Source organism: Alteribacillus sp. YIM 98480, from assembly GCF_009765375.1.
GTDB lineage: Bacteria > Bacillota > Bacilli > Bacillales > Marinococcaceae > Alteribacillus.
The window spans coordinates 76,586-98,729 of record NZ_VTOK01000001.1; the positions used below are offsets into that span (position 1 = coordinate 76,586).

20 protein-coding genes are annotated in these 22,144 nt (G+C 39.2%); 14 read left to right on the forward strand and 6 right to left on the reverse strand.

The window, feature by feature from the left end; translation table 11 throughout:
• Window position 1 precedes the first annotated feature (1 nt).
• From FZF09_RS00330 to FZF09_RS00345, 4 genes are all read left to right on the forward strand, one after another.
• A complete protein-coding gene (locus FZF09_RS00330) occupies window positions 2-877 on the forward strand; it encodes a carbohydrate ABC transporter permease (RefSeq protein WP_158734586.1) in 876 nt (291 codons plus the stop codon).
• A 39-nt stretch (window positions 878-916) separates the two neighbouring features.
• The gene (iolG, locus tag FZF09_RS00335) at window positions 917-1,936 is read left to right on the forward strand and encodes an inositol 2-dehydrogenase (protein WP_158734994.1); all 1,020 of its coding nucleotides are present in this window, start codon (window positions 917-919) and stop codon (window positions 1,934-1,936) included.
• A 39-nt stretch (window positions 1,937-1,975) separates the two neighbouring features.
• A complete protein-coding gene (locus FZF09_RS00340; RefSeq protein ID WP_158734587.1) occupies window positions 1,976-3,100 on the forward strand; it encodes a Gfo/Idh/MocA family protein in 1,125 nt (374 codons plus the stop codon).
• 304 nt (window positions 3,101-3,404) lie between these two features.
• Entirely contained in the window at window positions 3,405-4,418 is a 1,014-nt protein-coding gene (locus FZF09_RS00345; protein WP_158734588.1) for a LacI family DNA-binding transcriptional regulator, read from the forward strand.
• 126 nt (window positions 4,419-4,544) lie between these two features.
• Here the strand turns inward: FZF09_RS00345 and FZF09_RS00350 are convergent, their stop codons facing one another.
• The 3 genes from FZF09_RS00350 to FZF09_RS00360 all read right to left on the reverse strand — a co-directional run bounded on the left by FZF09_RS00350 (window position 4,545) and on the right by FZF09_RS00360 (window position 8,374).
• A complete protein-coding gene (locus FZF09_RS00350) occupies window positions 4,545-5,420 on the reverse strand; it encodes a sugar phosphate isomerase/epimerase family protein (RefSeq protein WP_158734589.1) in 876 nt (291 codons plus the stop codon).
• A gap of 216 nt (window positions 5,421-5,636) precedes the next feature.
• Complete coding sequence (locus FZF09_RS00355; protein WP_158734590.1) at window positions 5,637-7,100, reverse strand: CoA-acylating methylmalonate-semialdehyde dehydrogenase; 1,464 nt, start codon at window positions 7,098-7,100, stop codon at window positions 5,637-5,639.
• Window positions 7,101-7,348: 248 nt separating this feature from the next.
• On the reverse strand, window positions 7,349-8,374 hold the full coding sequence (locus tag FZF09_RS00360; protein ID WP_158734591.1) for a LacI family DNA-binding transcriptional regulator: 1,026 nt from the start codon (window positions 8,372-8,374) through the stop codon (window positions 7,349-7,351).
• 271 nt (window positions 8,375-8,645) lie between these two features.
• On the opposite strand from FZF09_RS00360, the gene FZF09_RS00365 reads away from it, so the two are divergent.
• From FZF09_RS00365 to FZF09_RS00400, 8 genes are all read left to right on the forward strand, one after another.
• On the forward strand, window positions 8,646-9,578 hold the full coding sequence (locus tag FZF09_RS00365) for an aldo/keto reductase (RefSeq protein ID WP_158734592.1): 933 nt from the start codon (window positions 8,646-8,648) through the stop codon (window positions 9,576-9,578).
• Window positions 9,579-9,923: 345 nt separating this feature from the next.
• Window positions 9,924-10,736, forward strand: coding sequence for a 5-deoxy-glucuronate isomerase (gene iolB / locus FZF09_RS00370; protein ID WP_158734593.1), 813 nt, complete (start codon window positions 9,924-9,926; stop codon window positions 10,734-10,736).
• Window positions 10,737-10,816: 80 nt separating this feature from the next.
• Complete coding sequence (gene iolC / locus FZF09_RS00375) at window positions 10,817-11,803, forward strand: 5-dehydro-2-deoxygluconokinase (protein WP_158734594.1); 987 nt, start codon at window positions 10,817-10,819, stop codon at window positions 11,801-11,803.
• Window positions 11,804-11,815: 12 nt separating this feature from the next.
• The gene (gene iolD, locus FZF09_RS00380; protein ID WP_158734595.1) at window positions 11,816-13,729 is read left to right on the forward strand and encodes a 3D-(3,5/4)-trihydroxycyclohexane-1,2-dione acylhydrolase (decyclizing); all 1,914 of its coding nucleotides are present in this window, start codon (window positions 11,816-11,818) and stop codon (window positions 13,727-13,729) included.
• A gap of 15 nt (window positions 13,730-13,744) precedes the next feature.
• Window positions 13,745-14,635: a myo-inosose-2 dehydratase gene (gene iolE / locus FZF09_RS00385; protein ID WP_158734596.1), complete on the forward strand. Its 891-nt coding sequence runs from the start codon at window positions 13,745-13,747 to the stop codon at window positions 14,633-14,635.
• 281 nt (window positions 14,636-14,916) lie between these two features.
• Window positions 14,917-15,954, forward strand: coding sequence for a bifunctional inositol 2-dehydrogenase/D-chiro-inositol 1-dehydrogenase (iolG, locus tag FZF09_RS00390; protein WP_158734597.1), 1,038 nt, complete (start codon window positions 14,917-14,919; stop codon window positions 15,952-15,954).
• A gap of 1 nt (window position 15,955) precedes the next feature.
• Window positions 15,956-16,795, forward strand: coding sequence for a 2-keto-myo-inositol isomerase (iolI, locus tag FZF09_RS00395; RefSeq protein WP_158734598.1), 840 nt, complete (start codon window positions 15,956-15,958; stop codon window positions 16,793-16,795).
• A 92-nt stretch (window positions 16,796-16,887) separates the two neighbouring features.
• Complete coding sequence (locus FZF09_RS00400; protein ID WP_158734599.1) at window positions 16,888-17,064, forward strand: hypothetical protein; 177 nt, start codon at window positions 16,888-16,890, stop codon at window positions 17,062-17,064.
• Between the two features lie 37 nt (window positions 17,065-17,101).
• Here the strand turns inward: FZF09_RS00400 and FZF09_RS00405 are convergent, their stop codons facing one another.
• From FZF09_RS00405 to FZF09_RS00415, 3 genes are all read right to left on the reverse strand, one after another.
• The gene (locus FZF09_RS00405) at window positions 17,102-17,875 is read right to left on the reverse strand and encodes an SDR family NAD(P)-dependent oxidoreductase (RefSeq protein ID WP_158734600.1); all 774 of its coding nucleotides are present in this window, start codon (window positions 17,873-17,875) and stop codon (window positions 17,102-17,104) included.
• 111 nt (window positions 17,876-17,986) lie between these two features.
• Window positions 17,987-18,376 (reverse strand): tautomerase family protein, encoded by a 390-nt coding sequence (locus tag FZF09_RS00410; protein WP_158734601.1) that lies wholly within the window; start codon window positions 18,374-18,376, stop codon window positions 17,987-17,989.
• 12 nt (window positions 18,377-18,388) lie between these two features.
• Window positions 18,389-19,159: a DeoR/GlpR family DNA-binding transcription regulator gene (locus FZF09_RS00415; protein ID WP_158734602.1), complete on the reverse strand. Its 771-nt coding sequence runs from the start codon at window positions 19,157-19,159 to the stop codon at window positions 18,389-18,391.
• Window positions 19,160-19,380: 221 nt separating this feature from the next.
• Here FZF09_RS00415 and fba point away from each other — a divergent pair, with 221 nt between their 5' ends.
• Together fba and FZF09_RS00425 are read left to right on the forward strand one after the other, a co-directional pair.
• Window positions 19,381-20,235 carry a class II fructose-1,6-bisphosphate aldolase gene (gene fba, locus FZF09_RS00420; RefSeq protein ID WP_158734603.1) on the forward strand — a complete coding sequence of 285 codons (855 nt, stop codon included), beginning with the start codon at window positions 19,381-19,383 and terminating at the stop codon, window positions 20,233-20,235.
• A gap of 410 nt (window positions 20,236-20,645) precedes the next feature.
• Window positions 20,646-21,557, forward strand: a complete 912-nt coding sequence (locus FZF09_RS00425) for an AraC family transcriptional regulator (RefSeq protein ID WP_158734604.1) — start codon at window positions 20,646-20,648, stop codon at window positions 21,555-21,557.
• Window positions 21,558-22,144: the final 587 nt, after the last annotated feature.

Consider the following 22,144-nt stretch of genomic DNA (forward strand, 5'->3'; position numbering starts at 1 on the left):
TATGGATGCTTCAGTAAAGTCATTTAAACGTAAAGAACTCGGTATGAAAATTTTCCGTGCCTGCTTTTTGACGGTGACAGTTTTATTTGTATTATTCCCTCTTTACTGGATGTTTATTACTAGTTTAAAAGGTGAAAGAGAACTGTTTTCAGATGTGCAGACATTTTTCCCAAAAGAGATTACTTGGCAGTACTATTTTGATCCAGTAAACGGAATTTTTGGTGCAAACAGTCCATTTTTAAGTTTTTTTATTAATAGTATGATTGTTTCTTTTGTTTCGATGGTTCTTTGTCTTGTTATTGGGTCGTATGCTGCCTACGCATTAGCTAGATTTAAAATGAAAAATAACAGAAATGAAAAGTTATCCTTTTTAATTTTAACGGCAAGAATGCTGCCGCCTATTGTTGTCGTTATTCCAATGTATTTGATTATGCAGAATATTGGCTTGCTCAATACTCTCTGGTCCATGTTAATTGTGTACATCGGGTTTAATTTGCCATTTGTTATATGGATGCTAAAAGCTTTCTTCGAGGAAATACCAGTGGAGTTGGAAGAGTCCGCTATGGTAGACGGATCTTCAAGAATGAGAGCTTACCACAGTATTATTTTACCGCTTGTCATTCCAGGATTTGTGGCAACATCCATTTTTACAGTTATTCTTACATGGAACGAATTTTTATTTGCCATGTTTTTGCTGAATTCCACTGACAAAATGACGCTGCCAGCTGGTATTTCCACTTTTATTACGCAGTATCAAACGAACTGGGGAGCGCTCTGTGCTGCTGCAACCGTTTCGGTTATACCGGTGCTTTTCTTCTCGCTTCTAGTTCAAAAACATCTGGTTAAAGGGATGACGCTCGGAGCAGTGAAAGGATAATGGGGCACCGTACAATGAATAAAGAGAGGGGTTAGAATGATGGACAAAGCAGTTGTTGCTATAGTTGGGGCTGGAAAAATTGGACAGATCCATATTGATAATATTCTTGGCATGAATAATGTTGAATTGAAGGCAATACTCGATGTATACACCGATCATCTGCAAGGAACGGCATATGAAAAAGCCGTTCCTATCATCACGAATAACCCGGAAGATATCACAAATGATCCGGAAATCGACGGGGTGCTCATTTGTACAAGTACAGATACCCACGCAGCATTTATCGAGCTGTTTGCAAATGCAGGAAAACATATTTTCTGTGAGAAGCCGATCAGCTTTAAGACAGAAGAGACAAAAAGAGCACTCGACGCAGTCGATAAAGCCGGGGTGAAGTTTCAAATTGGGTTTAACCGTCGTTTTGACCGTCATTTCCGCAAAGTTCAGGAAACGGTCAGAGAGGGGGAAATCGGAAATCCACATATTATTAAAATCACATCACGTGACCCGCAGCCGCCTCCGGAAGAATATGTTAAACGATCAGGCGGAATGTTTATGGATATGACGATACATGATTTTGACATGATACGATATCTTTCTGGCAGTGAAGTGAAAGAAATTTCCGTGAAATCTGCTAATCTTATAGACGATCGTTTTGAAAGAAATAACGACGTGGATACAGCAATCATTACGCTTACGTTTGAAGATGGTTCACTCGGTGTGATTGACAATAGCAGACAAGCCGTTTATGGATATGATCAGCGTATTGAAGTGTTTGGCAGCAAAGGATCAGCTGAAGCTGAAAATGAACGGCCAACCAATGTAAAGATTAGCACGAAAGAGGCCATTACTGTGGATCATCCGAAATATTTCTTTTTAGAACGATATAATGATGCATATATAGAAGAAATCAAACAGTTTGCCATAGCCATAATGAAAAACAGCCCGGTTGCTTGCAGCGGTGAAGACGGATTAAAAGCAGAGCTGCTTGCTAGGGCTGCCCAGCTTTCATTAGAAGAAAATCGGTCTGTGCCTCTAACTGAACTAACTGCAAAAGCTTAATAGAATTATAGAATATAAGATAACGGAGGAGTGACTGATATGAAAGTGAGAATTGGACTTATTGGAGCGGGTTGGATGGGGAAAGCCCATTCCAATGCTTTTCGCCACGCATCGATGCTGTTTGGACCTGAAGCAGGAGAGCCAGTATTTGAAATCGTTCAGGACATTGAGGCTGAAGCAGCACAAGCAGCCTGTCGTAATATTGGTTTTTCACGTTGGACAGAAAACTGGGAAGATGTAGTCAGAGATGAGAATGTAGATATGGTTGATATAGCAACGCCAAATGCTTTTCATTATGATGTGGCAAAAGCAGCTTTAGAAAACGGCAAGCATGTTTACTGTGAGAAGCCTCTTACTATTTCTTCGGAACAATCAAAAGAACTTGCAAGCTTGGCAAAAGAAAAAGGTGTAGTCAACTATGTTGGATTTAATAATGTCATGAACCCGGCAAATAATTATATTAAAGAGTTGATTGATTCTGGAAAATTAGGAGAAATAAAAAGATTTTCCGGCACTTATGACCAAGATGCTCTGCTAGATGAAACTATCCCAATTTCCTGGCGTCATATTAACAAATTTTCAGGATCCGGATCGTTAGGAGATCTTGGTTCTCATTTGTTAAGTGTTGCTCAATATTGGTTCGGTGATGCAAAAAAAGTTAATGCAGTTTCTGAAACCATTATTAAAGAACGTCCAAAAGCACCGAATTCCACCGAAAAAGGAAAAGTCGAAAACGATGACTTTTTCTTTTCTATGATTAAATATGAGAACGGAATCATCGGAACCATCGGATCAAGCCGAGTCGCTCCAGGAAGAAAAAATCATTTAACGTATGAGATCCAAGGTACACTGGGTACAGCTTACTATTCATTAGAAAACTTAAGTGAAGTTCATGTATATTTTCACTCTGATGAGAGTGCAGATCGAGGATTCAGGAAAGTGCTGCTAGGAACAGATCATCAAGGATATAGTGCTTTTCATCCGCAGTCGGGGATAGCCATAGGATTTAACGATTTGAAAGTGCTAGAGGTTCATGAAATCTTTACCGCCCTTAAAAAAGGAAAAGACTATACATGTAATTTTGAATTCGGCTGGAAAGTGGATCGTACAATTGACGCGATTCTCCAGTCTGCTGCTGTAGAACAATGGGTCCCTGTGGAGTAATCAATAGAGGACCTGAGGACTGAATCCACGTTTAGATAAAAAATCTCTATTTTATTTTTGAAAAATATGTAAGCTGACACTAGCCAAGTACTGGTATTTAATTTTAATAACGAAGTTCAAGTGTTACATTTTAATAAAGTAAAAAATAAAGGTATAATAGTAGAATCTAAAAAACAATAAAAATGAATGGCAATATCAAACTATTTTAAGTAATTAGTTGAGAAAGCGTTGAGTTAAATTGTATTTTCATAAAAGTATGGGGTGAACGGAATGCAGAATACAACAAACATGGATGCGGTTAATTATGAAAACAACCATATATGATGTTGCAAAAGCATCAGGTGTATCTATTGCAACAGTTTCTAAAGTTATTAATAATTCTGGGCGTATTGGTGAAAAAACAAAGAAAAAAGTACTAGAAACCATAAATGAACTAAATTATCACCCAAATATGATAGCGACAGCTTTGACTGGAAAATCTACTTTTAGTATAGGTCTTCTCATCCCGGATTTAGCGAATCCTTTTTTTGCAGAATTAGCAAGAAGCGTCGAAGACCGTGCTCATGAATTAGGATATAACCTTGTAATCTGCAGCACAGATTATAATCCGGCTAAAGAAATGAAATATGTTGATTTATTAAAAAGAAAGAACGTCGATGGCATTATTTTTGCTTCAGGTTTTGAGCAGCTAGATAAAATTGAAGAATTAAATGAATCTCTTCCTATCGCAGTAGTAGCACGAGACTTTCCTTCTTCTAATGTGAATACTGTCTCTTTTGATGATTATTTAGGAGGATTTAAAGCGACTTCCCATTTAATTGAACTAGGCCATGAAAAAATAGCGTTAATAGGACGCGATGTATGGAGCAACCGAGAGAGAAAACGAGGGTATGAAGATGCCATGCACAATAATGATTTGAACTATAAATTTCGGTTTGAGTACATCGAAGAATCTAATGTAGAATGGGGAAAATACATGGCTGGAAAGTACATGACCTCGGAAGATCCTCCAACAGCTATTGTGGCTTGTAATGATCTGCTGGCATCAGGAGCCATTCAGGCTGTTAAAGAATATGGGTTGTCTGTTCCGGATGATGTTTCTATAGTCGGATTTGACAATACAATTATTGCAACCTTGACAGATCCTTTGCTGACAACGATTGCTCAACCGATCAAAAGCATGGGCAAACATGTCATGGATTTAATGAGTAACGAAATTGAAAATAACGTCACGGATAAGTCAAGAATTACTCTTATCCCTAAGCTTGTAACTAGAGGTTCAACCAAGCAAGTAAATAAACGAATCGTTCAATCGTAAAATGAGAGCCTGCACTTCGTTTTTGTGTAAGGCTCTTATGCTTGCTTATCTGGATATAAAAAATGTCGAACTCTTGTGCCTTTTTATCTAGCTTATACCCTGGGATGAAACCCAGGGTATAAAAAACTATGAATATTGTTTTTTGTTAATGAGTTCTTCTGTTAAGCGTTCAAGCATGAAACGACTGGATTCTTCTGCTCGGTGTTCCTCTCCGAATACAGCTGATGTAACAATGCCATCGAAGTTAATGTCACGAAGTTTATTAAATAATGTATCCCATGGGATATCTCCTTTGCCGATATCTAAGTGCTGGTGAACGGTAGCGTGAACACCAGGAGGATTCACGACATAACGCAGGCATGAAGACGCTTTATGGTTAAAAGTATCCGCTATATTGATATGGCGCAATTTTTCTCCTGCGTAATCAAGCATTGCAGGAATATCTCCTTTTCCGTCATCATAGAAAAACGTATGCGGTACAGAATAGAAGTAACCGATCCAGTCCTTATCGAAGGCGCGAAGCATATCTACTGCCTCATAATTATTTTCAATAAAGTCATAAGGGTGGGCTTGAATGTGTAAATTTAGTCCTTCTTTTTCAAAGAAAGGAATCAGTTCGTCCATGGATTTCACAAATTGTTGTTCACATTTGTATGGCATGTCATTTTGACCTGTGAATTCAGAGTTTACGACGTCTACCTCTAACTCTACGGCGATTTCAATTGCACGTTTCCAATTACGTACAGCAGCTTGACGATCGTCTTCTTCTGGGCCAGCCCAATGCTGCATAGGAAGGATAGAAGAAAGTTTAACACCAGCGTCTTTACATGCTTGTTTTAGTTCTTTAATACGCGCTTTATCAACGCGCGGGTATTTATAAAAAGGCAAAAAGTCATCGCGAGGGGAAAGCTCAATGTATTTATATCCCATTTCAGCGACCTTATCAACCATTTTAGGGAGCGGTAAATGTCTAAACATATGTGGATCTAGTGTTAATCTCATAGATAATTCCTCCTTTAATAGAATAGATTAGGAGTATAAAACGTATAGGCTGTGAGAGGGACAAACTATTTTAATAGATATAAACATAATACTGTTTTTTATTTTTAGCGCAAGCGACCAGCGTTTATTCCAGGGCACTTGCGCTTTTGTTCACCTTTAGAAAAATTTATTTTCTAAAAAATTGCTATAAGAATGCGGCGGCAAACCGTTTTCTAATTACCAGCGAGCTGTTAGCATTTTCTTGCGAGTGTAAAATTCTACGCCGTCTGTTCCGTTGGCATGAAGATCTCCATAAAAGGAATTCTTCCAGCCAGAGAATGGAAAAAATGCCATAGGTGCTGGTACACCAAGGTTAACCCCGAGCATTCCTGCATCGATTGTTTGACGGAATTGACGTACAGCGCTGCCGCTGTCAGTGTAGATACACGCACCATTTGCAAATTCAGACTCGTTAGTAAGAGCAATAGCCTCATCAAGTGTGTCTACGCGTACAACAGAAAGTACAGGGGCGAAAATTTCATCTTTCCAGATTGTCATATCGGTTGTTACGTTATCAAAGACAACTGGGCCGATGAAGTAACCTTCATCTAAGTTAACAGTTTTTTCTCTTCCGTCGTATGTTAGAGTTGCACCTTCTTCTACTCCTGTTTTAATGTAGTTTTCCGTTTTTTCTTTATGAGATTGGCGAATAACCGGACCGAGGAATACTCCATCATCAAGACCATTTCCAATCGTAATGTTGTCGACTTCTTTTTTCAGCTTATCAACAAATTCGTCAGCTACGTCTCCAACTGTTACTACAACAGCAGCTGCCATACATCTTTCGCCTGCAGATCCATAAGCAGCGCTTACTACTTGAGATACTGCGTTATCAATATCAGCATCTGGCATTACGATGGAGTGGTTCTTTGCTCCAGCTAGAGCTTGTACACGTTTGCCGTTTTGAGCGCCTGTTTTGTAAACGTACTCTGCAACAGGTTGAGAACCAACAAATGAAATACCTTTTACTTCTGGATTTTCAAGAAGTCCGTTTACTACGTCATGTGCACCGTGAACAATGTTAAGTACACCATCAGGAAGTCCAGCCTCTGAAAATAGTTCTGCAAGGCGGTTAGCTAAAATAGGTGTACGTTCAGATGGTTTCAGCACAAAAGTGTTTCCGCATGCAACAGCTAATGGGTACATCCAGCAAGGAACCATCATTGGGAAGTTAAATGGAGTAATACCTCCAATTACTCCTACTGGATAACGGTACATACCGGATTCAATTCCTGCAGCAATGTCAGGAAGCTGTTTGCCCATCATTAAAGAAGGGGCCCCTGCTGCAAACTCAACGCATTCGATGCCGCGTTGCACTTCGCCGTATGCTTCGTTAAAACTTTTTCCATTTTCAAGAGTTACAAGACGAGCAAGCTCATCCCAGTTTTCGACTAAAAGCTGCTGGTACTTAAAAAGAATACGAGCACGCTTTGGTACTGCTGTATTACTCCATGTTTTAAATGCTTCTTGTGCAGTTTCTACTGCTTTATCTAAATCTTCACGGCTTGAAATCGGCACATGTGCAATAGTTTCACCAGTTGCAGGGTTAGGTACTTCATCAGACTTACCAGATGTTGCTTCTACCCATTGTCCTCCAACGTAATTTTTAAGATGTTGAACTGCTTCTGTCGTATTTGCCATTTTCTTTTCCCCTTTCAGCTTAATATATATTCATGTATGTCAGGCTGAAACAAAAAAACCTGACAGTGATACCAACTTAGGAACTCAATTGAATGAAATCGATTTCAAACAGTGATAAAAATTTACATGTCTTAGTGTAAGATATTTTTTTTGTTTTGTAAACGCTATTTTTAAAATTTTTCTGAATGTAAAAGTTGAAATCCTTCCAAAAATACTGCTGCCAAAGCCTTAAAGGAAACCTATTAAATTTAAAGACTTGCTTTTGGCGGCATAGTAGAACGAGCTTTTCCTCCACAAGAATCGCGAATGATAAGCTCATCTTTCATTACAAAAGAGCGTTTTTTAATTTGTTCTTTATTAATCATTTGTACTAAGAGGTTCATTGCTTTTTGACCAATATCATATTTAGGCTGGTCGATAGAGGTTAAGTGAGGTTCTATTACCATCGACATTTTTAAGTTGTCAAAGCCGACAATTGCAATATCTTCAGGAACTTGAAGGCCGCTTTCTTTCACAGCTTTGATTGCTCCCATCGCCATTTCATCATTGTAAACGAAGACACCGGTTGGAGGTGTTTCTAATGCTAGCAGTTTCGTCATCTGATTATAGCCTGATTCAATGGTTAACCCGCCTTCTTGTATAAAAGAGGGATCTACATCTAAATCATGACTCATCATTGCTTGGCGGAAACCGCGCAGACGGTCTCGGCTTAAAATAACATTCATTGGCCCGCAAATATGAGCAATTTGTTTATGACCAAGGTGAATCAAATGCTCTGTTGCTTTTCTTGCGGCACTTATGTTGTCGATTGATACGGTTGGAACATTTAGCCCGTCGATATATTCGCAGGCCAGGACGATAGGAAAATGTTCCGCAAGCTCTTCCAATCTTTCTTTTTCGAGTTTTGCAGTGAGAAGTACCATGCCGTCAACTTGCTTTTGAAGCAGCAAATTAACATAGTCGCTTTCTCGTTCTAAACTGTGTTCTGTGTCTCCTAAAATGACTTGATAGCCTTCATTGATTGCTACGTGCTCAATTCCCCGCAGCACTTCAGAAAAGAAATCACTTGTAATATCAGGAACCACAGCAAGAATCGTTTTTGTTACTTTCGTTCGAAATTGTCTTGCAACGATATGCGGTTGGTAATTCACTTTATCAATAACCTCTAACACCTTGTCTCTGGTTTGTTTGCTAACCAAATCCGGATTGCTTAGAACCCGGGATACCGTGGCAGGCGAGACATTGGCCATTTTAGCTACATCGCTCATTTTCATTGTAATATTCCCACTCTCTTCACGGCGATTTACCTACTTTTCAGATTAAAAAAAGTATTACATGTTATCTTAAACGTGACTGAAAGAAATTTCAAGAATAAATGTAATCGCTTTCGGTGCTGGTATTATGTAGTTTGTTAAAAAAAACGGCTCTATAAACGTAAGAATGAAAGAATTATTCAGATTATATGCTATTAAAAATTTGAAAATTCACTAATGTTATTTTAATCTAAAAGGGCATTGAAAAATATAGACGAACGAAGGAGGACTCATGATGAAAAAAGTTCAAATTGGAAAAACCGACTTACGTGTCAACCCTATAGGACTTGGAACAAATGCGGTTGGTGGACATAATTTATACAATGATCTCGATGAAGAAAAGGGAAAAGATCTTGTTCGCACCGCGCTAGATAACGGAATAGACTTTTTTGATACGGCATTTATCTATGGACCAGAGCGTTCTGAAGAATTGGTTGGAGAGGTCATTAAAGAATCTGGAAAAAGAAATGAAATCGTTTTAGCTACGAAAGGTGCACAAAAATTTGTAGATGGCGAAGAAGTGATAGACAACTCTCCGCAATTTTTACGTCAAGCTGTAGAGGACAGTCTGCGTCGTTTGCAAACGGATTATATTGATATGTACTATTTGCATTTTCCAGACGAAGAAACACCTAAAGATAAGGCTGTTGCTGCTTTACAAGATTTGAAAAAAGAAGGGAAAATTCGCAGTATTGGTGTATCAAATCTATCTTTTGAACAGTTAAAAGAGGCAAACAAAGATGGTTATGTTGACGTTTATCAAGGAAATTATAATCTTGTACAGCGGGAAGCTGAAGAAGATTTTCTTCCATACTGTGCTGAAAACAACATTTCCTTTATTCCTTTCTTTCCATTAGCATCAGGGCTATTAGCTGGTAAGTATACAAGTGACATGATTTTTGATGATCTGCGTGCTGATTTCCCGCATCTTCAAGGGGAAGAATTTAAAAAGAATTTGGAAAAAGTGGACAAGCTTCGTCCAATTGCAAAAGAAAAAGGAGTAGAAGTCGTACATGTAGTACTTGCATGGTACTTAACCCGAGAAGGAATAGATGTTTTAATTCCAGGAGCTAAACGATCTGAGCAAGTCCTCGATAATTTAAAAACATTGGATGTGACTTTAACAGACGATGAAATCGATCACATTGATCGCACCTTTCAATAATAATTAACCCAGCTGGTTATCGTTGTACAGCCAGCAGTATTTCAAAAATTATAAATTAAGTTTAGCAAAAGTATAAACAGCAAGACTCAGCAAAAATGGAAAAAACATTTGCAAAAAACACCAAAAGTTTTACAAATGTTAAAAAACTAATATTGACTGAAACCGCTTAACATATTATTCTTAACAAAGAAGATATTATTCAGTTAGACATTGGGTGTATAGACAACATGAAATATGGTCTTTGGTTTATGCTACAGACCTCTCTATTCACCCACATTTTTTTCTCATTGATGAAATCGATTTCAGAATTCTGGCGTTAATTTTTAAGAAGGAGGCAGTTAACGAATGGCTAAATTGTTAAAAAAACCGTTAAATAAGCAGTTGGAAGAAGGGGTGTCACTTGTTCACGAAGTAACATCCGAAAACTCGGAACTAGAATATGTCAGCTTCAAAATGATCGACCTAGCGGACGGCGGGGCGTACAAAGAAGAGTTAGGCAAACTCGAGGTTTGTGTTGTAGCGGTCACGGGGAAAATTACTGTCTCAGACGGCAGCGAAACATTTGAAAATATTGGTACTAGAGATACTGTTTTTGAAAAGAAGCCCACAGACAGTGTTTATATTTCAAATGATCAAACGTTTGAAGTGAAGGCTGACTCAAAGGCACGGGTTGCTCTTTGTTACTCGCCGTCAGAAGAACAGCTGCCGACGAAGCTAATTAAAGCCGATGAAATTGGTGCAGAACATCGCGGCAAAGGAAACAACAAGAGAATGGTACACAATATATTGCCGGACGACAATCCATCTGCAAATAGTCTTCTTGTGGTAGAAGTGTTTACAGAAAGCGGAAACTGGTCAAGCTACCCTCCGCATAAACATGACCAGGAGAATCTCCCTAAGGAGTCAATGCTAGAAGAAACGTATTATCACGAGCAAGATCCTGGTCAAGGATTTGTTTTCCAGCGCGTATATACCGATGATCGTTCCCTGGACGAAACAATGACTGTTGAAAATGGTGATATGGTGATTGTGCCAAAAGGCTACCATCCAGTAGGGGTGCCAGAAGGATATACATCTTATTACTTAAATGTCATGGCAGGACCAGAACGTATATGGAAGTTTCATAATGATCCAGACCACGAATGGATTTTAAAATAAGACATAAATCATGTGGGCGAAGCGGCTGCTTCGCTCCCGTTTTAAATGTACCAATAGATATAAAGGAGAGACCTCATTTTATGACTATTTCATTTTCTACAGATAAAGAATTTGACGTGATTGCTTTTGGCAGAGCATGCATCGACTTGAACGCAGTAGAATACAACCGCCCGATGGAAGAGACGATGACATTTCAAAAGTATGTCGGCGGATCTCCTGCAAACATTGCTATAGGAAGCTCTAAACTAGGCTTGAAAGCAGGATTTATTGGGAAGATTCCCGATGATCAGCATGGCCGCTTCATTGAGCAGTATATGAGTGAAAAAGGAATAGACACATCTAATATGGTTGCCGATACAGAAGGCCGCAAAACAGGACTGGCGTTTACAGAGATTTTGAGTCCGGAAGAGTGCAGTATTCTTATGTATCGTGAAAATGTAGCGGACCTTTATTTAGAGCCATCTGAAGTTCATGAAGATTACATTAATCGTGCGAAAATACTATTAATTTCTGGAACAGCTTTAGCTCAGAGTCCTTCTCGAGAAGCGACTTTAAAGGCGGTCAATTTAGCAAAGAAGAATAACATCAAAGTGGTATTTGAGCTGGATTACCGTCCTTACACGTGGACGTCCTTGGAAGAAACAGCAGCCTATTATTCTCTTATAGCTGAAAAAGCTGATATTGTGATTGGTACTCGTGATGAATATGACGTTATGGAAAACCTTTCAAGTGAAGGAGATAATCAAACGACGATAGATTATTTATTTCAGCATGAACCAGAATTAATTGTTATTAAACACGGTGTTGACGGTTCATATGCGTATACACGTTCTGGAGAAACATACCGAGGCAGAGCTTATAAAACAAAAGTATTGAAAACATTCGGAGCTGGTGACTCTTATGCATCTGCTTTCCTTTATGCTCTTGTTTCAGGAGAAGACATTGAAAAAGCGTTGAAATACGGTGGGGCATCTGCCTCTATCGTAGTTAGTAAGCACAGCTCTTCAGAAGCTATGCCGACGGTAGAAGAAATCGAAAAATTGATTGAAGAAGATAATACACATTAAGGGGTATGAGCGATGGGAAAAATTAGATTAACAACAGCACAGGCTTTAGTTAAGTTTTTAAACCAACAGTACGTTCATATTGACGGTGAAGAATTTCCTTTTGTTGAAGGCATATTTAACGTTTTTGGACACGGGAATGTATTGGGAATTGGGCAAGCTTTAGAACAAGATGCAGGAGACTTAAAAGTCATTCAAGGAAAAAATGAGCAAGGAATGGCGCATGCAGCAATCGCCTACAGTAAGCAAAAGCTGCGCAAGAAAATTTTTGCGTTAACTTCATCCAGCGGACCGGGATCTGCAAATCTAACGACAGCAGCAGCGACGGCACTCGCAAACAATATTCCCGTATTACTTCTTCCAGCTGACACATATGCAACCCGTCAACCTGATCCTGTACTGCAGCAAGTAGAGCAGGAGCACAGTATGGCGATCACAACAAATGATGCGTTGAAGCCAATGTCTCGTTATTGGGACCGTGTGCAGCGCCCGGAACAATTAATGACAAGCTTAATTCGTGCTTTTGAAGTAATGACTGATCCGGCTAAAGCAGGACCGGCAACTGTCTGCATTGCCCAGGATGTAGAGGGAGAAGCTTTTGACTTTGATAAAGAATTCTTTCAAAAGCGTGTCCATTATATTGATCGTAAATTGCCAACAGAACGGGAGCTTAACGGTGCAGCTGCAAAAATTAAAAAGAGCCAAAAACCACTTATTGTTGTCGGCGGCGGGGTAAAATATTCCGAAGCCAGAGGGGCTCTTATGGACTTTTCTGATAAATACGAGATACCACTAGTTGAAACGCAGGCAGGAAAATCAGCGGTAGAGCATTCATTTAAAAATAACCTCGGCGGCTTAGGAATCACAGGGACACAAGCTGCTAATAAAGCTGCAAAAGAAGCAGACCTTGTTATAGGGATTGGAACGCGCTATACCGACTTTGCTACATCATCCAAAACGGTTTTTAACTTTGCAGAGACAGAATTTCTTAACATTAATGTCAGCCGTATGCAGGCGTATAAATTAGATGCTTTTCAAGTGATAGCAGATGCTCGGACTGCTTTAGAGAAGCTTTACCCGCTGCTCGAAGGGTATAAGAGTGAATATGGATCTTCCATTCAAACGCTGAAAGATGAGTGGCAGGAAGAACGTAAACGGTTACGTTCTGTAACATTTAATCGAGAAAACTTTGAACCAGAAATTAAAAATCATTTCTCACAAGAAACAATGAATGAATACGCAGATACATTAGAAACGGAGTTTCCGCAAACCAATGCGCTTCTCACAGCGAACGAAACAGTAGATGAAGATGCAGTAGTCGTTTGCGCTGCCGGTTCTCTTCCTGGTGACTTGCAGCGTTTGTGGGAATCAAACACTCCAAATACGTATCACCTGGAATATGGGTACTCTTGTATGGGTTACGAAATCGCTGGAACATTAGGCGTTAAGCTGGCTGAACCAGATAAAGAAGTATATGCTGCCGTAGGAGATGGAAGCTTTCTTATGCTTCACTCTGAGCTTGTAACTGCTCTTCAATATAATGAAAAAATTAATATTCTACTATTTGATAACTCTGGCTATGGATGTATCAACAATCTGCAAATGGACCATGGAGGCGGAAGCTATCACTGCGAGTTCCGTACAGCAGATAATAAAGTAATGAATATTGATTATGCGAAAGTGGCAGAAGGATACGGTGCAAAGGTTTATCGTGCTAATACAGAAGAAGAGTTAAAAGCAGCGATTGAAGATGCGAAAAAACAGGACCGCTCTACATTGATTGAAATGAAGGTGCTTCCCAAAACCATGACTGATGGATATGAAGGAAGCTGGTGGAACCTAGGAGTAGCAGAAGTTGCTGAAAAAGAAAGTATTCGTGAAGTTTATGCATTTAAAGAAAAAATGTTAGAATCCGCGAAAAAATATTAAGAAAGGAGGGCTATCATGGGTCATCAAAATATTGACTGGGGTATTGCCCCAATTGGGTGGCGCAACGACGATATCCCTGAAATCGGAAAAGAAAACACGTTATCTCATTTGTTAGGGGATATATACATTTCAGGATTTGACGGAACAGAGGTGGGTGGTTTCTTTCCGGAAGCTGACGTATTAAATAAAGAACTGCAGCTTCGAAATTTAAAGATTGCTGGGAAATGGTTTTCAAGCTTTATTGTTGAAGACGGAGTGGAAGAAGCATCGAAAGCCTTTCATGAACATTGTGCTTACTTGAAAGAAGTAGGAGCAGCTGTTGCTGTCGTATCGGAACAATCGTACAGTATCCAAAAAATGGATAAAAATGTTTTCGCAGAAAAACCTGAATTCAATGCTGATGAATGGGATAAATTAACAAGCGGCCTCAATTCACTGGGTGAGATTGCTAATGAGTATGGCTTGAAACTTGTGTTTCACCATCACATGGGAACCGGTGTTCAAACGCTTGCAGAAGTTGATCGTCTCATGGAAAACACAGACCCTGCTAAAGTACACCTCCTTTATGATACGGGGCATATTTACGTTTCTGATAAAGAATATATGCCGCTGCTTCAAAAGTATATTGACCGGATTGCCCACGTGCATTTTAAAGATGTACGCGATTCCGTCATGAATGAATGTGAAAACGAAGGAAAATCATTTCTCGACTCCTTTTTAGCTGGGATGTTTACTGTTCCAGGAGATGGCGACCTTGACTTTGGAGAAGTATATGAAGAATTGTTGAAGCATGACTACCATGGCTGGATTGTTATCGAAGCAGAACAAGATCCGGCAATAGCACATCCGCTCGAATATGCTTTAATTGCTCGAAAGTATATAGATAATAACCTTTTAAACAAATAAATAGTTGGGGATGTCTCAAAAGCTTGGTTTACATCTAGAAACTTGAATATGTGTGAGACTCTAGAGGGAAATAGAATAGGGTAAAGCCCTTGCGGTAAGCGTTTTTTGTTCACGGGCAGGCTGAACCGCCGCCCGCGGTAAAACTACGCGAATGAACAAAGAGAGTTAGAGTGGATGTCTCTATTTGTGCCCTGGGTAAAAGCGAGTATATTCCATTTGCGTAGAACTGACTTTTGGGACAGCCCCAAAACCTATTAAAATATTAAAGTGAGGGATTTTGTATGGCTCTAGGATTTGGAGTAGTAGGAACAGGAGCAATAGGCCGGGAACACATGAAGCGTATTACGAAAACGCTTACCGGAGCTGAAATTGTCGCCGTAACAGATGTGAATCAGGATACAGCACAGAAAGCAATAGAAGAATTAGATTTAAAAGCGAACATATATGCTGATGATACAGCTCTCCTCCAAGATGAAAAAGTTGAAGCAGTACTTGTAACTAGTTGGGGACCTGCTCATGAAAGTACCGTTCTTAAAGCGATTGAAGCAGGTAAATTTGTCTTTGTAGAGAAACCTCTCGCGACGACAGCAGAGGGCTGCATGCGGATTGTAGAAGCAGAACAAAAGCATGGCAAACGCCTGGTTCAAGTCGGCTTTATGCGCCGTTATGACAGCGGTTACCGTCAAATGAAAGATGCGATCGACAACAATTTTATAGGAGAACCGCTTATGGTGCGCTGTGCACACCGTAACCGAGAAACAGGTGAAAACTATACAACGGACATGGCAATTTTAGATACTCTGATCCATGAAATCGACACACTGCATTGGCTTGTTGGTGACAATTATAAGTCTATTCAAGTAACGTATCCGAAAAAAACAAGTAAAGCATTAGAACATCTAAAAGATCCTCAAATTGTGACTTTCGAAACAAAAAGCGGAGTAATCATTCATGCTGAAATTTTTGTCAATTGCCAGTTTGGTTATGACATTCAATGTGAAGTGATTGGAGAAAAAGGAATTGTAAAGCTTCCAGAAGTTCCAACAGTAGAATACCGTAAAGACGGTGTACTAGGTTCACGTATCCTGCAAGATTGGCGGAACCGCTTTAATGATGCTTTTAATAACGAATTTCAAGACTTTATCGATTCAATCAGGAACGAAGGGGAACCAAAAGGGCCGTCTTCTTGGGACGGATACATTGCAGCAGTTACAGGAGATGCTGGGGTGAAGGCTCAAGAGTCCGGGAAAGTAGAACCTATTGAAATTCCAGAACGTCCTCTCTTTTATCAACTAAACATAAAATCGGAGGTGAAGTAATATGAAACTTTGCTATAATGAAGCGACAACCCTTGAAAACTCGAATCTCGAAAAGGACTTAGAGCTTTGCGAAAAGCACGGTTACGATTACATTGAAATTCGTACAGAAGATAAGCTTCCGGAATACTTGGAAAATCATTCTATTGAAGAGCTGGCCGGATTTTTTCAAAATAATCATATAAAGCCGCTGGCCATGAATGCTCTTGTTTTCTTTAACAACCGTTCAAAAGAAGATCACCAAGCTAATATTGAAGAGTTTAAAGATACTTTAGAAAAAGCGAAGAAGATTGGTGCCGAGTATATCGTTGCAGTACCGCTCGTTACAGAAGAAAAAATATTGAAAGAAGATATTAAGAAAAGCGCGGTGGAAGTGTTAACCGAACTTTCCACTCTTGCTGATGCTTACGGTATTAAAGTAGCATTGGAGTTTGTCGGCCACCCGCAATGTACGATAAATACTTTTGGACAAGCGTATGATATAGTAGAGACGGTAAACCGCAGTAATGTAGGGCTTGTGCTGGATTGCTTTCATTTTCATGCAATGGGCTCTGATATGGAAGATTTAAAGAAAGCAGATGCTGATAAAATTTTTATCCTTCATATAGATGACACAGAAGACTTCCCAATCGGCTTTTTAACAGATGAAGACCGTGTATGGCCGGGGCAAGGAGCCATTGACCTTGACGGAATTATTTCAACAGTAAAAGAAAAAGGATTTGATGGTGCAGTATCCGTCGAGTTATTCCGTCCGGAGTATTACAAATTAGAGGCTGATGAAGCAATTAAGACTGCAAAAGAGACAACCCTAGAAGTGCTAGATAAGCTTCAAGTCTCCATTTAGGAAAAAATATGTTTAATTAAAAGAACCACTTTGACATTGTCGAGTGGTTCTTTTTGAAAAAGGTAAGAAATTATAAATAGTTGGCGTTTTACATGTCTAGCGCAAGCGCCTACTCGCTCGAGATTCCTTCAGTTCGTCAATGGAAAGCAAAGACCAGTTTTCCATATGCCTACCCTCCAGGACTTGTCGCTCGTGAGCAAGGCGCTTGTGCTTTTCTTATGAACACATACAGATCAGAGCAGTCATACTACGGTGCTTGGAAACAGTAGAAGACTGTGTTAAAAGAATAACACAGCCTTTGAGATATTATTGAGCTGATAGATGGCCGTTAACAAGCCAGCCGCCGTCTACTTTTAAAATGACACCTGTTACATAATCGGATTCGCTTGAGGCTAAAAATAATGCAGGCCCTGCCATATCATCTACATTTGCCAGTCTCCCAAGTGGAATGCGGTCCTCTAGTTGCGAAGGATCATGAACACCTTTTTTCACTAAGTCATCAAATATGGGAGTACGGACATATCCAGGACTAATTGCGTTTACTTGTATGTTGTGTTTTCCCCATTCTAAAGCTAACGTTTCTGTGAGTTGGCGAACGGCACCCTTGCTGGCGGCATAAGCTGCACGTTTTGGAATGCCTGCGTGGGCCACGATTGATGTAATATTAATAACTTTACCGCCGGTGCCTTGCTCGATCATCTTTTGGCCGGCTTGTTGAGACATAAGAAATGTGCCGGTTGAATTAATATCCATGCATTGATTCCATTCATTCAGGCTTAGCGTTTCAGCGGGAGATACTTTCGTCATGCCTGCTGCGTTCACAAGAATATCGACGCTCCCAAACCGTTCTTTTGTCGTTTGAACGATGTGACGGGCTTCTATTTCTTTTGAGACATCTCCTGCAATATAGTCTGCTGAGGGGCTTAAATCAGCCAGCTCTTCTCTTTTTTCTTTTAGTGCAGATTCTGTTCTTGCCGTTATCATTACAGAAGCACCTTCTTTGGCAAAAGCAGTGGCGATAGCGCCGCCGATCCCGCTGCTTCCCCCGGTAATAATAGCTGTTTTGTTTCCGAGCCGCATAGAAAACTTGACTCCTTTCTTGGCTAAAGTAATCCGTGTTTCTATCAGAAAAGGTGCTGTTATCTAAAGTAATAAATTTTTATTGTAATACCATCTAAATAAATTCGAACGTCAAAGCTTTCCTGTTAAAAACTGGGCTTCTCCCTTTCCAAAGCTCCAATCGGCATCATTGTTTTCTGAGATATTCACCATAACATCCTCAGGTGAGATACCGCATTCTGTTTCTAAATTTTCGGCGAGCAAACGATAAAGCGCTTCTTTTTTCTCATTTGTTCTTGATTTACTCACCACGCTGATGACTACGACATTTTCTGATCTTGTCAAGCCAAGACCAGTGTCTTTGATGATCATTTCATTTGGTTTATGCTGGTGTACAATCTGATAACGATCCGAGTCTGGTACGTCAAAAGCTTTAACCATTGCATTATGAGCAGCATCTAACATCCTTTTCAGATCTTCCTCACTGCGTCCTTCTATAACGTCAAATCGTAATAACGGCATGATGCTGCCTCCTTATAAATTGTTTGTATTTTCAGTGGTACATAAATAAACATTATGATTTTTCAGCTCGTTCATAAATGTACTCGATGGACTGGTGTTGGTGATAATGCAGTCTACTGCTTTAAGCGTGCAATAGGTGATTAAGGCGTGTTTATCAAATTTAGTGCTGTCTGCTAAAACATAGACCCGTGTACTTTTCTTTACGATTTCTTTTTTTATTTCACTTTCTAGCGGGGAGGCGTGTGTCACTCCATTATCATTAGAAATACCTGTTGTAGCCATAAATGCTTTATTTATGTTGTATGAAGTGAGAACATCAGAGCTTTGCAAGTTTATAAATGAATTCGTAGCGGCGTCAAAAAGGCCGCCAGTTGAAATTACCGTGATATCTGGTTCTCTTTTGGACTGAATGATAAAGTCAAGATTATTTGTCAGTACTGTAACCTTTTTTCCTCGTAAATATTCTGCCATGTACACGGTTGTAGTTCCCGTGTCTACAAAAATAATATCTTCGTCCTCTACCATTTCCGCGCTGGCTTTAGCAATCTGCCGTTTTGCCGATTCATTGACGATTTCTCTTTCCTCGTACTGGGCTGGCTGCGAGTCATACACCGATACACCGCCGTGTACCTTTTTTAATTGTCCTTCATTTACTAGTTTTTGTACATCGCGGCGAACGGTATTCACTGACACTTTGAACGTTTTTGCCAGACGATCAAACGATACGACTTGATGGTGCTTCACGTACCGTCTTATTTCTTCAATTCGCTGCGTTTTGATCATACAAGACCCTTCCTCGCTTTAATTTATCTGTTTCTCGTCTATATTATCAATTGTTATGCGAAAAATCATCAAATGCAATCCTAGAAAAGACACATATTACAAAGTATTTGTTAATACTAGCATAAAATTTTAAAAAAACACACCTTTTTTAACAGAATATAATCAAAAGTTATCAAAAGATGATAAAATACAAACAAATAACAAATAAGGAGTGTTACATAATGACATTAGTATCAATGAAAGAAATGCTGCAAGAAGCAAAGCAAAAGGGGTATGCTGTAGGTCAGTATAACATTAACAATCTAGAATTTATCCCCGCATTCTTACGTGTAGCCGAAAGCGAACAATCCCCTATGATTATAGCTGCCTCTGACCGTATGGTAGATTTTCTTGGCGGATTTAAAAATACTGCGAGGATGGTAGAAACACTTTACGAAGAATTAAACATTACAGTGCCTGTTGCCTTGCATCTTGACCATGGCCAGACTGTTGATCGGTGCAAGCAGGCGATTGATGCTGGATTCAGTTCTGTAATGATTGATGGTTCTCATCATCCTATTGATGAAAATATCGCAATGACGAAGGAAGTGGTGGCTTATGCAAAGCCTCACGGTGTATCTGTAGAAGCAGAGGTGGGAACGGTTGGAGGTCAAGAAGATGGCCTTGTTGGCGGTGTGCAATACGCAGATGTACATGAATGTTTTCGTTTAGTGAAAGAAGCTGAAATTGATGCATTAGCAGCGGCACTCGGTTCTGTTCATGGACCTTATCAAGGGGAACCAAAGCTTGGTTTTGAACAAATGGAAGCAATCTCACAGGAAACGCAAGTGCCCCTTGTACTACACGGAGGAACCGGCATTCCAATACATCAAATCGAACGTGCGATCTCGTTAGGACATGCGAAAATCAATGTGAATACGGAAAACATTCAAGCATGGACGAAAGCAGTTCGGAAAAAACTTTCTGAAGACGAAAAAGTTTATGAACCACGGCTTATTCTGCTTCCAGCTATAGAAGCCGTTGGAAATTCCGTGAAAGAAAAAATTCGCGAGTTTGGCACCAATAACAGAGTATAGTACTTTTTATACTTTGGGGCTGTCTCAAAGCTGACGTTAATTAAAAAATATGATCCGACTTATGGGACAGCTCCATTTATTTATTTTTCCGTCACCAAAAATACCATTTCATTTGGTATTTGGTGGTATTTTTCTTTTGATTGAATCAATTTCATAAGTGCTATTTTTATTATCAAAAACAAACATTGTTCGATTCATTTAAGGTTATTTTAAAAAAGGTCAAGGAAACAAACTCTGAGATATTTATCATCAACGAAGCTTCATTTGAAAAAGAAGTGAGTTGAATAGTAAAAAATAATAAAATGCAAAGTAATCATTGGGAAGTTCGGCAAAGATATTTTCACGCGCTTAACCGAGGATCGTTTAAGAGTCTCATCAATCTTATTATCATTTAACTCGGAGGGGTTTTTTTGAGACCATCACATTTTGTATCAGGGAAAATTATCTTAAACAAAACGGTAAACCGTATAGAGCAGAACGGTGCCGTTTTTAATATCCATTATTGGGGGGCGATGCCTGAACATTTTAATACACTGCGTCATAAACATTCTTTTTTTGAAGTGTGTTATGTAGTGGAGGGTGAAGGGGTTTATATAGACGGCGATCGTACCTATCCGCTTAAAGGGAATACGATATTTCTTTCCAGACCGGATGTTTCCCATCAATTAAAAAGTGAAAAAGGGCTGCTTCTTGTACATGTTGCCTTTGAGTTAATAGAATCTGAATCGAGTCAAGAATGGATAAAGATAATTGATGATGCCAAGCAATGTTCTGAAATAATAGCATATGTAAATGAAGAAAATGCTGCCGCGATGTTATGGAAATCCTTGTTCATTCAAGCAGCAAAAACGGATCATTCTTTTTTGCAAGAGATGTTGACGAACTTGGCCGGTAATCTTATTCTTTCATTAATTGGAACGTTTGTTTCACTATCAAGAAATGAGAAATCAAAAGACCTTGGGGCGTCATCGTCTTCACCGCTTCTTAAACAAGTGAAACTTCACATCCGAGATAATCTTTCAGGTCCATTAAAACTAACAGATGTAGCGAGTCATTTCCACGTTTCCAGTCGCCATTTATCACGTTTATTTGTTTCTGAATTAGATGTAAGTTACTCAGAATTTGTACAAAATGAAAGAATACAAAAAGCTGCGTCTCTTCTAAAAACAACCGATCTATCCATTAGTGATATTGCAGAGGAATGTGGTTTTTCAACGGTTCATTATTTCACCCGTGTATTTACCTCCATTATGCGCGATCCGCCAGGACGATTTCGATCTCTCTATACAAACCTAAAAACAACCGAATTTACAGATTATTAAAAACCATTTCAAGTGCGTGAAATGGTTTTTTTGTATGGATTCCCCGTCCCTCTTTTTCAATAGCTCTTCCCTCTGCTTTCAACTTAAATAATGATTATAAAATAATTTTAAAATCTGTCTTCATAATATAAACAGTTATTAAAATCAAATTAGCAGCATGTATCTCTGGGAATAACCGATGAAATTGTTTTCATATTTTATTTAGATGTATACATTAAATTTTTTCGCGTGTCTTAAAAATGCAAAAATGAGTCTTTAAATTGTAAATACAAATATTTCGCGTTTACCTACAATGAATTGTAAGGCAGAAAACGATTACATTGTGAATATTCTGTAAATAGAATGGAGTATCGGGGGTGCTTTTATGAGAACTAGTTTAGTAACAAATATATCAGCATACTTGCAGGACTTGGATTTTAACACTTTTTAAATGAAGAAATGAAACCGGTAACATGATCGGATGAACTTTGATATAAGCCATTTACTTTGGATGCGAGGTTATCCTGTACCAACTGCAAGAACATTAGTTTAATGAAAAGTAAATAAAGAGCTATGTCCGCTCTTGGACACGAAGGGCCTGTTGTATT

Bases quoted from the DNA above. Each gene is read 5' to 3' on its own strand.
- iolD (WP_158734595.1), top strand. From the start codon at position 11,816: ATGGGAAAAATTAGATTAACAACAGCACAGGCTTTAGTTAAGTTTTTA.
- FZF09_RS00415 (WP_158734602.1), bottom strand. From the start codon at position 19,159: ATGATCAAAACGCAGCGAATTGAAGAAATAAGACGGTACGTGAAGCAC.
- FZF09_RS00410 (WP_158734601.1), bottom strand. From the start codon at position 18,376: ATGCCGTTATTACGATTTGACGTTATAGAAGGACGCAGTGAGGAAGAT.
- fba (WP_158734603.1), top strand. From the start codon at position 19,381: ATGACATTAGTATCAATGAAAGAAATGCTGCAAGAAGCAAAGCAAAAG.
- FZF09_RS00345 (WP_158734588.1), top strand. From the start codon at position 3,405: ATGAAAACAACCATATATGATGTTGCAAAAGCATCAGGTGTATCTATT.
- FZF09_RS00330 (WP_158734586.1), top strand. From the start codon at position 2: ATGGATGCTTCAGTAAAGTCATTTAAACGTAAAGAACTCGGTATGAAA.
- FZF09_RS00355 (WP_158734590.1), bottom strand. From the start codon at position 7,100: ATGGCAAATACGACAGAAGCAGTTCAACATCTTAAAAATTACGTTGGA.
- iolE (WP_158734596.1), top strand. From the start codon at position 13,745: ATGGGTCATCAAAATATTGACTGGGGTATTGCCCCAATTGGGTGGCGC.
- FZF09_RS00350 (WP_158734589.1), bottom strand. From the start codon at position 5,420: ATGAGATTAACACTAGATCCACATATGTTTAGACATTTACCGCTCCCT.
- FZF09_RS00365 (WP_158734592.1), top strand. From the start codon at position 8,646: ATGATGAAAAAAGTTCAAATTGGAAAAACCGACTTACGTGTCAACCCT.
- FZF09_RS00405 (WP_158734600.1), bottom strand. From the start codon at position 17,875: ATGCGGCTCGGAAACAAAACAGCTATTATTACCGGGGGAAGCAGCGGG.
- FZF09_RS00360 (WP_158734591.1), bottom strand. From the start codon at position 8,374: ATGAAAATGAGCGATGTAGCTAAAATGGCCAATGTCTCGCCTGCCACG.
- iolG (WP_158734994.1), top strand. From the start codon at position 917: ATGGACAAAGCAGTTGTTGCTATAGTTGGGGCTGGAAAAATTGGACAG.
- iolI (WP_158734598.1), top strand. From the start codon at position 15,956: ATGAAACTTTGCTATAATGAAGCGACAACCCTTGAAAACTCGAATCTC.
- FZF09_RS00400 (WP_158734599.1), top strand. From the start codon at position 16,888: ATGTCTAGCGCAAGCGCCTACTCGCTCGAGATTCCTTCAGTTCGTCAA.
- iolB (WP_158734593.1), top strand. From the start codon at position 9,924: ATGGCTAAATTGTTAAAAAAACCGTTAAATAAGCAGTTGGAAGAAGGG.
- FZF09_RS00340 (WP_158734587.1), top strand. From the start codon at position 1,976: ATGAAAGTGAGAATTGGACTTATTGGAGCGGGTTGGATGGGGAAAGCC.
- iolC (WP_158734594.1), top strand. From the start codon at position 10,817: ATGACTATTTCATTTTCTACAGATAAAGAATTTGACGTGATTGCTTTT.
- iolG (WP_158734597.1), top strand. From the start codon at position 14,917: ATGGCTCTAGGATTTGGAGTAGTAGGAACAGGAGCAATAGGCCGGGAA.